General features: G+C 66.5%; 9 protein-coding genes. 7 read left to right on the top strand and 2 right to left on the bottom strand.

The annotated features are described in order from the left end of the window. Positions 1-45: 45 nt before the first annotated feature. Entirely contained in the window at positions 46-2613 is a 2568-nt protein-coding gene (locus ACFQI8_RS06245) for a DNA topoisomerase I (protein WP_390243452.1), read from the bottom strand. A gap of 259 nt (positions 2614-2872) precedes the next feature. On the opposite strand from ACFQI8_RS06245, the gene ACFQI8_RS06240 reads away from it, so the two are divergent. Further along, positions 2873-3052 (top strand): hypothetical protein, encoded by a 180-nt coding sequence (locus tag ACFQI8_RS06240; protein ID WP_390243451.1) that lies wholly within the window; start codon positions 2873-2875, stop codon positions 3050-3052. A gap of 88 nt (positions 3053-3140) precedes the next feature. Here the strand turns inward: ACFQI8_RS06240 and gatB are convergent, their stop codons facing one another. Further along, positions 3141-4631, bottom strand: coding sequence for an Asp-tRNA(Asn)/Glu-tRNA(Gln) amidotransferase subunit GatB (gene gatB / locus ACFQI8_RS06235; protein WP_390243449.1), 1491 nt, complete (start codon positions 4629-4631; stop codon positions 3141-3143). 165 nt (positions 4632-4796) lie between these two features. Here gatB and ACFQI8_RS06230 point away from each other — a divergent pair, with 165 nt between their 5' ends. The 6 genes from ACFQI8_RS06230 to ACFQI8_RS06205 all read left to right on the top strand — a co-directional run bounded on the left by ACFQI8_RS06230 (position 4797) and on the right by ACFQI8_RS06205 (position 12916). Further along, a complete protein-coding gene (locus ACFQI8_RS06230) occupies positions 4797-5681 on the top strand; it encodes a DUF3100 domain-containing protein (RefSeq protein WP_390243448.1) in 885 nt (294 codons plus the stop codon). A 1-nt stretch (position 5682) separates the two neighbouring features. After that, positions 5683-6147, top strand: a complete 465-nt coding sequence (locus ACFQI8_RS06225) for a hypothetical protein (RefSeq protein WP_390243447.1) — start codon at positions 5683-5685, stop codon at positions 6145-6147. 79 nt (positions 6148-6226) lie between these two features. Continuing rightward, on the top strand, positions 6227-7564 hold the full coding sequence (locus tag ACFQI8_RS06220; RefSeq protein ID WP_390243445.1) for an amidohydrolase: 1338 nt from the start codon (positions 6227-6229) through the stop codon (positions 7562-7564). A 141-nt stretch (positions 7565-7705) separates the two neighbouring features. Beyond that, entirely contained in the window at positions 7706-8026 is a 321-nt protein-coding gene (locus ACFQI8_RS06215; protein ID WP_390243444.1) for a DUF7518 family protein, read from the top strand. An 83-nt stretch (positions 8027-8109) separates the two neighbouring features. Then, positions 8110-11751 (top strand): chromosome segregation protein SMC, encoded by a 3642-nt coding sequence (smc, locus tag ACFQI8_RS06210; protein ID WP_390243443.1) that lies wholly within the window; start codon positions 8110-8112, stop codon positions 11749-11751. Then, positions 11744-12916: a segregation/condensation protein A gene (locus ACFQI8_RS06205; RefSeq protein ID WP_390243442.1), complete on the top strand. Its 1173-nt coding sequence runs from the start codon at positions 11744-11746 to the stop codon at positions 12914-12916. Before smc ends, ACFQI8_RS06205 begins: the two co-directional genes overlap by 8 nt. Positions 12917-12936: the final 20 nt, after the last annotated feature.

The raw sequence follows: 12936 nt of genomic DNA, 5'->3' as shown, positions 1-12936 counted from the left end.
TGAGGCGCGGTTGTACCGCGCCGAACGCAGCGCAAAACGTCGTAGTTAATCCGCCGCCGTCTGCCACTTCCGAACCGTATCGGCCCCCACACCCTCGACTTTCGCCGCGATGTCGTCGGGTTCGGACGCCTTCAGCGTCTTCACGTCCTCGATACCGGCGTCTTTCAGTTTCTCGGCGGTCTTCGCGCCGATGCCGCTGATGCTCTCTAACTCGGAGTCGCCCTCGCCGTTCTGCTGGGCTTGGTACTCGCGGTAGTTGCAGATGGGACAGCCGAGTTCCCACGGCTCGCGGTCGCCCTCGTAGGTAATCCGGAGCTCCGGGAGGCCGTGTTCCTCGCAGGACTCGTCGGTCACCTCGATGTCGCCGCGGCGGGGGAGCGGGAGCGAGTAGTCGCAGTCGGGGTAGCGGGTACAGCCGACGAGCCGGGAGCCGGAGCGGAGCCGCTTGATAGCGAGTTTCCCGCCCGCTTCGGCGGTTTCACCGCCTTCGCCTTGCGACGTCTCCGACGTCGCACCCTCACCGCACTCCGGACACGCCCCGATAACGAGGTCGTCTTCCTCGTCGGCCTCCTCGGCCTTACAGAGCGGACAGCCGTGGACGAACGTCTTGCGGCCGGCGAGCATCTTGATGTGGTGGAGGTCGTGGTCCTCACAGGAGTTTTCCATGATGAGCGGCTTGCCCGTGGAGGGAAGCGGCAGGGTGTAAGTGCAGTCGGGGTAGGAGTCACAGCCGATGAAGTACGAGCCGCGACGACTCTTTCTGACGACGAGGTCGCCGCCGCAGTCGGGGCAGGTGCCGACCGTCTTGTCGGCCTTCAGCGAGTCCTGCAGTTGCGTACCGAGCTCCTCGCGGGACTCCATCAGCCCCTCGAACACGTCTTCGAGCATCTCTTTGGACTCCTCGGTCACGTCTTCGAGGGTGGCCTCGCCGCGGGCGATAGCCAGCATGTCGGATTCGAGTTGCGAGGTCATCTCCTCGCTGACGATGAGCTTCGCGAAGTCCTCGGAGGCCTCCACGACCGCCCGCGCGAGCCGGGTCGGCCGCGGCGGGTCGCTCTCGATGTAGCCGCGGTCGTAGAGCTTCTGAATCACGTCGTGGCGGGTCGCCTTCGTCCCGATGCCCATCTGTTCCATCGTCTCGATGAGCCGTGACTGGCCGTAGCGCCGCGGTGGCTGGGTCTGCTTGGCGTCGAGGTGCGTGTCGGACAGCGCGAGCGACTCGCCTTCCTCGACGTCCGGCACGAACGACTCGGTGGAGTTGAAGTACGGGTAGACGTCGTGGTAGCCGGCTTCGAGCAGGCGCTTGCCGTTAGCCTTCAGCGAGAGTCCCTCGACCTCGGCGACGACGCGGAGGTGCTCCCAGACGGCGTCCTCGGCGACCGTGGCGAAGAAGCGCCGGACGACGAGTTCGTACACGTCCCACTCGTCGTCTGAGAGGTCGGACGCGGAGGGGAGCTCGCCGGTCGGGTGAATCGGCGGGTGGTCGGTCGTCTCGTTGTCGCCCTCGGTGGGTTCGATTTCCTCCTGTTCGAGGAGGGATTCGGCGTCCTCCTTGAACCGGCGGTCGCCCTCGAACGCGCCGAGCAGTTCGCGGGGGTCGAGGTCGTCGGGGTACACCGTGTTGTCGGTCCGCGGGTAAGTGATGTAGCCGGCCGTGTAGAGGTCTTCGGCGATGCTCATCGCCCGCTGTGCGGAGTAGCCGATAGAGCCGGCGGCGCGGATGAACTGCGTGGTGTTGAACGGCGCGGGCGGCGTGTCGGTCCGCGTGCGGCGGTTGACCGACGCGACTTCCGCGGCCTCGACGCCGAGGAGCGTCTGGTAGGCCGACTCGGCGGACTCTTCGTCCCAGATGCGCTCGGCTTCGGTGCCGTCGTCGTCGAGGTAGAAGTACTGCGCTTCGAAGGACTCGGCGTCCCCGTCGGCGTCCTTCGTCAGCTTGGAGAACAGCTCCCAGTAGTCCTCGGGGTCGAACGCCTCGATTTCGCGCTCGCGGTCGACGATGAGCTTCAGCGTCGGCCCCTGCACGCGGCCGACCGAGATGAAGTCGTTGCCGAGCTGGCGGGCCGAAAGCGAGAGGAACCGCGTGAGCGCCGCGCCCCAGACGAGGTCGATAATCTGTCGGGCCTCGCCCGCGGCGGCGAGGTTGAAGTCGAGGTCGTCGGGGTTCTCGAACGCCTCCGTCACCTCGCGCTTCGTGATGGAGGAAAACCGCACGCGGTCGACGGGCACGTCCTCGTTGACGTCGCGGACGAGTTCGTACGCCTCCTTGCCGATGAGTTCGCCCTCGCGGTCGTAGTCGGTCGCGATGGTGACCTTCCCCGCGCGGCGGGCGAGTCGGCGGAGCGCGGCGACGATGTTCTCCTGCGTGGGGTGTTTCTCGACGGGCGCGCCGATGAGTTCGACCGGCTCCACGTCGCGCCAGTCGTTGTACTCCGGCGGGAAGTCAACGCCGACAACGTGGCCCGACAGCCCGATACAGCGCTTGCCGCCCCACTTGTAGACGTTCACGCCGTTCATCCGCTCCGCGGAGGCGGTCTCGCCGCTCAGGATGTCGGCGATTCGCCTCGCGGCGTTGTCCTTCTCCGTGATGATGAGTTCCGGACCCCTGCTCATTGAGCGGCGATATGATGTGGGTTGTCCTAAACCTTTCGTGCCGAATTCGTGCAGTAGCGACCCCGACGCGCGCGGATACGGGCGTGCGGGTGAGCGCTCTCGCGCGCGAAGGTGTGTGTCTGCCGACGCGTCCGCGACACGCCGCGTCTCCCGTCTGAATTCGCGGATTCGCTCTGCGACTCGACGCCGCGGACTCGTAGCCACAGCCGTCACCTTTTGGCAAGGTAGAATCATGTATGACCGGGTACAATAGGGACGTATGGCACACACGCCTGAGTTACCGGACCGATACGTCTGCACCGACTGTCACGCCGTCTACGTCGGGTCGGTAACGCACGAAGACGGACTGTACCACTACAGCGCCCCCGACGAGTGCGCCGCCTGCGACTCGACGGAGTTCGTTCAATTCGACCAGTACGTGAACCACGTGCTCGGCTGAAGCGGCGCGACGAATCGAGGGTGGAAAGTCGGAACGGACCTGACGCGCGCCGCGTCGGTGCGGCGTCGCTTCACTGCGGTCGTTCGCGTTACTCGTCAAGTCGCTCGCGGAGCAACTGGTTCACCGTGCCGGGGTCGGCGCTCCCCTTGGACTTCTGCATGACCTGCCCGACGAGGAAGTTCAGCGCGCCGCCCTCGCCGTCGTGGTAGTCCTCGACGGCGTCGGGGTTCTCGTCGATTGCCGCTTGGACGAAGCCGCCGATTTCGTCGTCGTCGGCCTTGCCGAGTCCCGCCTCGTCGACGACGGTGTCGGGGTCTTTGCCCTCGTCGAGCATCTCGCGGAGGACGATCTCCTCGGCGTTCTTCGTCGTCACCTCGTCGGCGTCGACGAGCTCGACGAGCCGCGTGAACTCGTCGAGGCGGTCCGACACGTCCGTGATCTGCATGTCGCGGTAGTTGAGTTCGCCGAGCAGGTTGTCGGCGACCCACGTCGCGGCGAGGTCGGCGTCGAACTCGGCGGCCACGTCCTCGAAGAAGTCCGCGACTTCCTTGGTCGAGGTGAGCTTCGAGGCGGACTCCTCGTCGATGCCGTACTCGGTGTGGAAGCGCTCGCGGCGGGCGTCGGGTAGCTCCGGAATCGGAATCTCTTCTTTCCAGTGGGCGACCTGGAGCGGTGGGAGGTCGGCTTCGCGGAAGTAGCGGTAGTCCTTTTCTTCTTCCTTCGAGCGCATCGAGACGGTGATGCCACGGGACTCGTCCCAGTGGCGGGTCTCCTGTTCGACGGCGCGACCGCGCTTGATGGCGTTCTTCTGGCGGGTGACCTCGTAGGCCAGCGCCTTCTCTGCGCCCTTGTGGCTGGAGATGTTCTTGACTTCGGTGCGGTTGGCCGCTTCGAGCGCCTCGTCGGAAACCGCGCCGTCGTCGTCGACCTCGTCGGCGGCGACGAGCGAGATGTTGGCGTCGATGCGGAGCGAGCCGTCGCGGGTGGCGTCGAACACGCCGAGGTATTCGAGCACCTCTTCGAGCTTGGCGAGGAACGCGCGGGTCTCTTGGGGGCTCCGGAAGTCGGGTTCGGTGACGATTTCGACCAGCGGCGTTCCGGCGCGGTTGTAGTTGACGAGCGTGTAGTCCGCCGTGTCGATACTGCCCCCTTTGTGCTGGAGGCTCCCGGGGTCCTCTTCGAGGTGGGCGCGCGTGATGCCGATGTCGCGGCGGGTGCCCTCGACGGACACCTCCAGCGTCCCGTCGGCACAGATGGGCGCGTCGTACTGGGTGATTTGGAAGTTCTTGGGCAGGTCGGGGTAGTAGTAGTTCTTCCGGTGGAAGCGGGTGTCCTCGGCGATGTCGGCGTTCAGCGCCTTGCCGATTTTGACCGCCGACTCCACCGCCGCCTCGTTGAGCACCGGGAGCGCGCCCGGTAGTCCGAGACAGACGGGGCACACGCGGGTGTTCGGCGCTTCGTCCTCGGCAGGCTCGGTCGAACAGCTACAGAAAATCTTCGTGGCCGTCTCGAGTTGGACGTGGACTTCCAACCCGATGACGACCGCGAGTTCGCGCTGTTCGAGCGCTTGCGCAGTCATTGGCCGCGCTTCGACGGCGGTGGGCTAAAGACTAACGGGACCGGTCGCAGAGCCGCTCGGCCGCGGGTGGCGTCCCGGCGCGCGGTCGTCACACACGGTTGATAATCTCTGTCAATGGTTTTATATGGGTGTTCCATCTGTATAGTTCACAGAGTCTGTTCACATATGACAAACGACACCACCTCTGATAGATGGGCACCGATTCGGACCGGCGGCCGGCTCTCGGCACATCTCCGGACGCATCTGACGGTCCTTCTCATCGTCGTCGTCGCGGAACTCATCGGCACGATAACGTTCCCGCTCGGACCGGGACAGGTCGTGCTCCTGCCGCTTCTGTACGCGGTCGTTCTCGGCCTCGGCCTCAGTTACAGCGTCCTCGGGTCGGTCATCGAACCCCTCCGGTCGGTCGTCGACGAGGACGTGAGCCGCATCGCCTCGCCGCTTCTCGTCATCGCGCTGATGCCGCTCGGCGTCAAGTACGGGACGCTCGTCGCGCCGTCGTTCTACGACCTCGTGGCGGCCGGGCCGGCGTTCGTCTTACAGGAGTTCGGCAACCTCGGCACGATTCTCATCGCGCTTCCGCTTGCCTTGCTTTTGGGCCTCAAGCGCGAGTCAATCGGGGCCGCGGTCAGCATCGCCCGGGAACCGACTCTCGGCGTCATCACCGACAAGTACGGCATCGAGTCGCCCGAGGGCCGCGGCGTCCTCGGTACCTACGTGACCGGGACGGTCCTCGGAACCGTCTTCTTCGGTCTGCTCGGCGGCTTCGCCCCCGCGACGGGGCTTCACCCGCTCGCGCTCTCGATGGCCTGCGGCATGGGCTCTGCGAGCATGATGACCGCCTGTTCCACGTCGCTGGCGGCGGCCGCCGGCGGCGCGGGCGTCGCTGAGGACCAGATTCTGAGCTTCGCCGCGACGAGCAACCTCCTGACCGGCATCACGGGGCTCTACATGGTCATCCTCGTCGGCCTCCCGGTCATCACGCGCCTGTACGCGTTCCTCGCGCCCGTGTTCGGCCGCGACACCGCCGCGACCGACGGAGGTGAGTGAGATGTCGATGTCCACGCCGGAGTTCTCCGTCGAGTCGCTGAAGATGTTGCTCGTGGTCGCGTTCCTGACGCTGACGGCCAACCTCATCGCCACCGGCACCGGCTTCGTCGCCGCGCTCCCCGGTATGGCGCTCATCGTCCTCATCGGCCTCGTCGCCCTGCTCATGGGGCGGCTGATTCCCCTCGACCTGCCGGCGTTCGCCTACGCGATGATTCTCGCCTTCGCGCTCGCACTGCCGTTTTCGCCGGTGCAAGCGCCGTTTCTCGCCGCCGTCGGCGAGGTCGACTTCCTCGCGACGACGACGCCGATTCTCGCCTACGCGGGTCTCTCTATCGGCCTCCAGACCGGGAAGATGAAGGAGGTCAGCTGGAAGCTCGTCGTCGTGGCGGTGTTCGTCTTCTTCGGGACGTTCTTCGGCTCGGCGCTCATCTCACAGGCCGTGCTCTCCGCACAGGGGATTATCTGATGACGACCTCCGCAACCTCCGCAACCTCCGCGACCGCGACCCCCGCGAACGACCGCCGCGCGCGCCGGGGTGAGACGCGATGACCGGCGACGACCGCACCGCGGCCCTCAAAGCCCGCGTCTGCGACGCCATCGACGACCGCGCGGACGAGATTATCGCCTTCGCGAAGGACGTGCAGGCGGAGCCGGAACTCGGCTACAAGGAGGTGAAGACGACCGAGAAGGTCGTCTCGCTCTTCGAGGACCTCGACCTCGACGTGGAGACGGAACTGGCGATTACCGGCGCTCGCGCCCGGGCGGGGTCGGGCGACTTCGTCGCGGCCGTGCTCGGCGAACTCGACGCGCTCGTCAACCCGGACCACCCGATGGCGGACCCCGAGACCGGCGCGGTCCACGCCTGCGGCCACAACGCCCAACTCGCGAACCTCGTGGGGACCGCCTTCGGCCTCGTCGGAAGCGGCGTCATCGACGACCTCGATGGCGCGGTCGAGTTCGTCGCCGTGCCGGCCGAGGAGTACCTCGACCTCGACTACCGGCGCGACCTGCTCGAAGCCGGCGACATCGAGTTCTTCGGCGGCAAGCAGGAGCTCATCCGCCGCGGCTACGTCGACGACTGGGACGCCGCCGCGATGATGCACGCCGGCAGTGACACGCCCGAGCGAACGATAACGAGCGACTTCTCGACCAACGGCTTCGTGGGCAAGTTCGTCACCTACCGCGGGACCGAGGCGCACGCCGGCGCGGCCCCCGAAGAGGGCGTCAACGCGCTCAACGCCGCGATGCTCGGGATGAACGCGGTCCACGCCCAGCGCGAGCGCTTCCGCGACGAGGACCACGTCCGCGTCCACCCCATCATCACCCGCGGCGGCGACGGCGTCAACGTCGTCCCCGCCGAGGTGACGATGGAGTCGTACGTCCGCGCGGCCTCGGTCGAAGCGGTCTCGGACGCCAACGAGTCGGTCAACCGGGCGCTCGCCGCCGGCGCGATGGGCGTCGGCGGCGACGTGGAAATCGAGGATTACCCCGGCTACATGCCGCTTCGGACCGACGAGACGATAGTCGCGTTCTACGACGACAACGCCCGCGACATCGTCGGCCCCGACGCGGTCACGGCGGGAACGCCGCACCTCTCGGGGTCGACCGATATGGGCGACATCACGCAACTCGTCCCCGGCATCCACCCGTGGACCGGCGGCTTCGAGGGCGCGGTCCACGCCCGCGACTTCCGCGTCGTCGACGAGGAGATGGCCTACGTCATCCCCGCGAAACTCACCGCCTGCACGCTGGTCGACCTGCTCACCAGCCCCGAGGCGATGGCGGCGGTTCGCGAGGCGAAAGCCGAAAAGCGCGGCCGCGAGGAGTACCTCGACGCGGTCCGGTCGCTCCGGGCGACGACGACTGAATCGTACCGCGACTGAGCGACCGGCAACGGCAGAGCCACCGGCGACAGCAGAGCGACCGGCGGCGCGGCCCCGAGAGCGGGACTACTCGCACACGTATCACATTTTCGGTGATTGTCTGACGCACATTTATGTCTCACGCGGGGGGCTATGTTACCCATGAGTAACCGGGTGGAGGAACTCGAATCCAAAGTCGCAGAACTGCAGGCCGCCGTGAACGGACTCACCGAGGAGCTCGTCGAGACCAAAGAACGGCTTCGCCAGCTCGAAGACGCCAACGACGTGGAAGTCCCCTCGCGGGCCGCGACCCGTCGCGGCGACTGGGAAACCGAAGACGACGCTGCCGCGGCCGCCACTGCGGAGACCGCCGAAGCCGACGAGGTGGCGTCGGCCGACGGCGATGAGACTAAACCGGACGAGACCGACGAGACTGACGAAGGCGACGGCGAGACGCCCGACGACGACATCATCGTCGCGTAATCGGGCGCGCCGTCCGAGCGAGCGCGCCCCGTGTTCATGCGGCGCGCTCCACCTGCGGGCGTCGCCCGCGTGAACACCAACCCATGCACATCAAAGAGCTCGTCCTTGACGGTTTCAAGAGCTTCGGGCGGCCGACTCGCATCCCGTTCTACGAGGATTTCACGGTCGTTACGGGCCCAAACGGTTCCGGCAAATCGAACATCATCGACGGCGTCCTCTTCGCGCTCGGCCTCGCCCGCACCCGCGGGATTCGCGCCGAGAAGCTGACGGACCTCATCTACAACCCCGGTCACGCCGACGACAGCGACGAGGCCGCCACACAGCCCAACGAGGCCAGCGTCACGGTCGTCCTCGACAACTCCGAGGGGACGCTCGACCGGTCGCAGGTCGTCAACGCCGCCGGGACCGACAAGGTCGGCGACGTCGAGGAGATAACCATCAAGCGCCGGGTCAAGGAGACCCCGGATAACTACTACTCCTACTACTACCTCAACGAGCGCTCGGTCAACCTCTCGGACATCAAGGACCTGCTCGCGCAGGCGGGCATCACCCCCGAGGGCTACAACGTCGTCATGCAGGGCGACGTGACTGAGATAATCAACATGACGCCCTACCAGCGGCGGGGCATCATCGACGAAATCGCGGGCGTCGCCGAGTTCGACGAGAAGAAAGACGCCGCTTTCGAGGAGTTGGAGGCGGTCGAAGAGCGCGTCGACGAGGCGGACCTCCGCATCGAGGAAAAGGAGACGCGCCTCGACCAGCTCGCCGACGAGCGCGAGACGGCGCTCACCTACAAGGGACTCCGCGAGGAGAAACAAGAGTACGAGGGCTACCTGAAGGCCGCGGAACTCGAAGACAAGCGCGACGACCTCTCGCGGACCGAATCGCGCATCGAGTCCACCGAGGCCGACCTCGAAGAGTTACAGGCCGAACTCGACGAGCGACAGGGCAAGGTCACCCGTCTCGAAGAGGACCTCGAAGACCTCACCCGCGAGATAGAGCGCAAGGGCGAGGACGAACAGCTCCGCATCAAGTCGGAGATGGAGGAGATAAAAGGCGATATCTCCCGGCTGGAGAACGCCATCGAGGCCGCCGAGGAAAAGCGCGACGACGCCGAGGCCGAGCGCCGAAAGGCGTTCGTCGACATCGACCGCAAGCAAGAGCAGATAGACGACCTCGAAGACGACATCCGCGAGGTCAAAGTCGAGAAGGCGTCGGTCAAAAGCGACATCCAGTCCAAGCGGGTCGAACTGTCCGAAGTGCAGGCCGAAATCGACTCGGTCGACACCGAGTTCGACGAGCTGAAGTCCGAACTCGCGGCGCGAAAGGAGACGCTCGACGAGCTCAAAGACGAGAAGAACGACCGCCAGCGCGCCAAGGACCGCCTGCTCGACGACGCGCGCCGCCGCTCGAACCAGATTTCGGAGACGCGGGACGAACTCGAACGCGCCCGCGAGCGCATCCCCGAACTGAAGGCGACGATCTCCGACCTGCACAGCGAACTCGACACCGCCGAGAAAAACGAGGCGAAGATAGACGGCGTCATCGAGGATCTGCAGGCCGAGAAGGCCGACCTGAACGACGAGCTTTCGGCGGTCACGGACGAACTCCAGACCAAGCAGTCCGAGTACGCCCGCCTCGAAGCCCGCGCCGGGAAGGACGGCGACAACTCGTGGCCCCGAGCCGTCACGACCATCCTCAACGCCGGCATCTCCGGCGTCCACGGCGCGGTCGGTCAACTCGCCTCCGTCGACGGCGAGTACGCGAAAGCCTGTGAGACGGCCGCCGGCGGCCGCCTCGCCAACGTCGTCGTCGACGACGACGGCGTCGGCTCGTCGTGTATCGACCACCTGAAGTCCCGCAACGCGGGCCGCGCGACGTTCCTGCCCATCACGAAGATGGACAACCGAAGCCTGCCGCGCAAGCCCAACGCCCCCGGCGTCGTCGACTTCGCGCGCAACCTCGTCGACTACGATTCGCAGTACGAGTCGGTCTTCTCGTACGTCCTCGGGTCGACGCTCGTCGTCGAGGACATGGAGACCGCCCGCGACCTGATGGGCGATTACCGCATGGTCACCCTTGACGGCGACCTCGTGGAGCGCTCCGGCGCGATGACCGGCGGCTCCGGCGGCGGCTCTCGCTACTCGTTTTCGAAGTCCGGCGAGGGAAAACTCGACCGCCTCGCCAAGGAGATTACGAAGCTCGAAGACCGCCGCCGCTCGCTCAACGAGGAGATTCGGGACATCGACGACGACCTTGACGACGCCCGCGGGCGGGCCTCCGACGCCGCCGACCGCGTCCGGACCATCGAGCGCGAAATCGAGGACGCCGAGGGGGACATCGAGGACGCCGAAGCCGAAATCGACCGGCTGAACGACCGCCTCGACGAACTCCAGTCCGAACGCGAGTCGGTGGACGAACAGATGTCCGACCTCGACGACGAAATCGCCGACTTCGACGACGAAATCGAGACGGTCGAGGCCGAAATCGAAGACATCGAGACCGAGCTCGCGGACTCAGAGATTCCGGAACTCACCGCCCGCGCCGACGAGATTCGCGCGGACATCGACGACCTCGAAGACCGGATGTCGACGCTCGACGGCCGGCTCAACGAGATTCAGCTCGAAAAGGAGTACGCCGAGGACGCGGTCGACGACCTCCACGACACGGTCGAGGCCGCCCAGAACCGCAAGGCTGAAGCTCGGGAGTCAATATCCGAGGCGGAGTCGAACATCGAGGAGCGCGAGGACGACCTCGAAGCCAAGCGCGAGGCGGTCGCCGAACTCGAGGCGGAACTGGTCGACCTCAAGGAGGACCGCACGGAGCTCCAGGGCGAGCTCCGCGAGGCCCGGAACGCCCGCGACGAGAAGAAAGACCGGGTGAACGCGGTCGAATCCAAGCTCGAAAGCATGCGCTCGGCCGCCGAACGGCTCGAGTGGGAAATCGACGAACTCCAGTCGCAGGTCGGCGAGTACGACCCCGACGAGATTCCCGACCACGACACGGTCGAGTCGGAAATCGAGCGACTCACAGCGGAGATGGACGCGCTCGAACCGGTCAACATGCTCGCCATCGACGAGTACGACGACGTGAAGGCCGACCTCGAAGCCCTCCGGGAGCGCCGCGACGTGCTGGTCGAAGAGCGCGACGCCATCGCCGACCGCATCGACCAGTACGAGTCCCAGAAGCAGGCGACGTTCATGGAGTCGTTCGACGCCATCGCCGAGAACTTCACCGACATCTTCGAGCGCCTGTCGAACGGGACGGGGCACCTCCAGTTGGAGAACCCCGAAGACCCCTTCGAGGAGGGGCTGACGATGAAGGCCCAGCCGGGAGACAAACCCATCCAGCGTCTCGACGCCATGTCCGGCGGCGAGAAGTCGCTGACGGCGCTCGCCTTTATCTTCGCCATCCAGCGGCACAACCCCGCGCCGTTCTACGCGCTCGACGAGGTGGACGCCTTCCTCGACGCCGCGAACGCCGAGCGCGTCGGCCAGATGGTCGACGACCTCGCGGGCGACGCCCAGTTCGTCGTCGTCTCGCACCGCTCGGCGCTCCTCGAACGCGCCGAGCGCGCCATCGGCGTGACGATGCAGGGCGACAACGTCAGCGCCGTCACGGGCATCCAGTTCGGCGACGGCGAGGCCGACGGCGACGGAACCGACGCGGACGGTTCGGGCGACGACGACGCGGACATGGAAGCGGAGGTTCCGGCGGATGACTGACGACATCCCCGAACTGAACCTCTCTCGCGGCCGCGACAGCGAGGAACGAGAAGCCGACGGTGACGACGCGGTCTTCTCGTTCGCCGGCGACGACGCCGATTCGGGTTCCGTGACCGGCACCGCCCCCAACGACTCCCCAGCCCCTGCTCCGACTGAACCCGGCGCGGTGGACGAGGTGCTCCCGGAAGACGTGTCCGAGACCGACGACGACGAGGTCGAACCCGTCGAACTCCTCGTTCAACTCGCCAGAGAGGGGACCATCGACCCGTGGGATATCGACATCGTGGAGGTCACAGACGCCTTCCTGAACCGCCTCGACGCGATGGACCTCCGGACGACCGGCCGGGCGCTGTTCTACGCGAGCGTCCTCCTCCGAATGAAATCGGACGAACTCCTCGCGCCGGACGACCCCGACGAGGAGGAACTCGAACCGTGGGAACTCGCCTTACAGGGCGGCGGCGAGGAGGGCCATCCCGGCGACGACGGCGACGGGCCGCCCGGGTTCGACCCCATCGACGCGCTGGAAGACGAGATGGACCGCCGGCTCGAACGCAAGCAGGCTCGCGGGTCGCCGGAGACGCTGGACGAGCTCGTGCGCGAACTCCGGGAGGTCGAACGCGGGTCGTGGTGGAAGCGCCGCCGCGAGTACGACACCTCCCAGTCGCCTCGCGGCTTCTCCCGCGGGACGCAGACGCTCGACTACCACACGCCCGGCGAGATGCGCGGCGCGGGCGAACCCACCGAAGACGACGTGACGGGGACCGCCCACAACGAGGACATCGAGGCGGTCGTCGAAGCCGTCGGCGACGTGCTCGCCACCCACTACGAGAAGGGCCGCGACGAGGTGCTGTTCGCCGAGATACGCGATGTGGCCGACACCGTGATGACGACCTACCTCGCGCTCCTGTTTCTGTCCCACCGGAGCGCGGTCTATCTCAAACAGGACGACCTGTTCGGCGACCTCTGGATTCGGAACCCCGAGGTGTTCGACGCCGACCCCGGCGCGGGGTCGGAAGTGGACTCGGACGCGGCGGACGCCGAGAGAGCGGACGCCGAGACGGAGACGGTCGACGACCGCGGTTCCGACGACGCCGCTGACGCCGCTGACGACGTTGACGGCTCCGACGACCCCGAACTCGAAGCCGAGGCCGTCGCCGACGACTAGCTATTTTATCGGACCCGCCG

This window comes from Haloferax chudinovii (genome assembly GCF_042663345.1).
Lineage (GTDB): Archaea > Halobacteriota > Halobacteria > Halobacteriales > Haloferacaceae > Haloferax > Haloferax chudinovii.
Note: the sequence above shows the minus strand (reverse complement) of the source record. Positions and strands in the feature narration are given on the sequence as shown.

Excerpts from the sequence above, each read along its gene's own strand:
- smc (WP_390243443.1), top strand. The coding sequence starts at position 8,110 with ATGCACATCAAAGAGCTCGTCCTTGACGGTTTCAAGAGCTTCGGGCGG.
- ACFQI8_RS06215 (WP_390243444.1), top strand. The coding sequence starts at position 7,706 with ATGAGTAACCGGGTGGAGGAACTCGAATCCAAAGTCGCAGAACTGCAG.
- ACFQI8_RS06230 (WP_390243448.1), top strand. The coding sequence starts at position 4,797 with ATGACAAACGACACCACCTCTGATAGATGGGCACCGATTCGGACCGGC.
- gatB (WP_390243449.1), bottom strand. The coding sequence starts at position 4,631 with ATGACTGCGCAAGCGCTCGAACAGCGCGAACTCGCGGTCGTCATCGGG.
- ACFQI8_RS06225 (WP_390243447.1), top strand. The coding sequence starts at position 5,683 with ATGTCGATGTCCACGCCGGAGTTCTCCGTCGAGTCGCTGAAGATGTTG.
- ACFQI8_RS06220 (WP_390243445.1), top strand. The coding sequence starts at position 6,227 with ATGACCGGCGACGACCGCACCGCGGCCCTCAAAGCCCGCGTCTGCGAC.
- ACFQI8_RS06245 (WP_390243452.1), bottom strand. The coding sequence starts at position 2,613 with ATGAGCAGGGGTCCGGAACTCATCATCACGGAGAAGGACAACGCCGCG.
- ACFQI8_RS06205 (WP_390243442.1), top strand. The coding sequence starts at position 11,744 with ATGACTGACGACATCCCCGAACTGAACCTCTCTCGCGGCCGCGACAGC.
- ACFQI8_RS06240 (WP_390243451.1), top strand. The coding sequence starts at position 2,873 with ATGGCACACACGCCTGAGTTACCGGACCGATACGTCTGCACCGACTGT.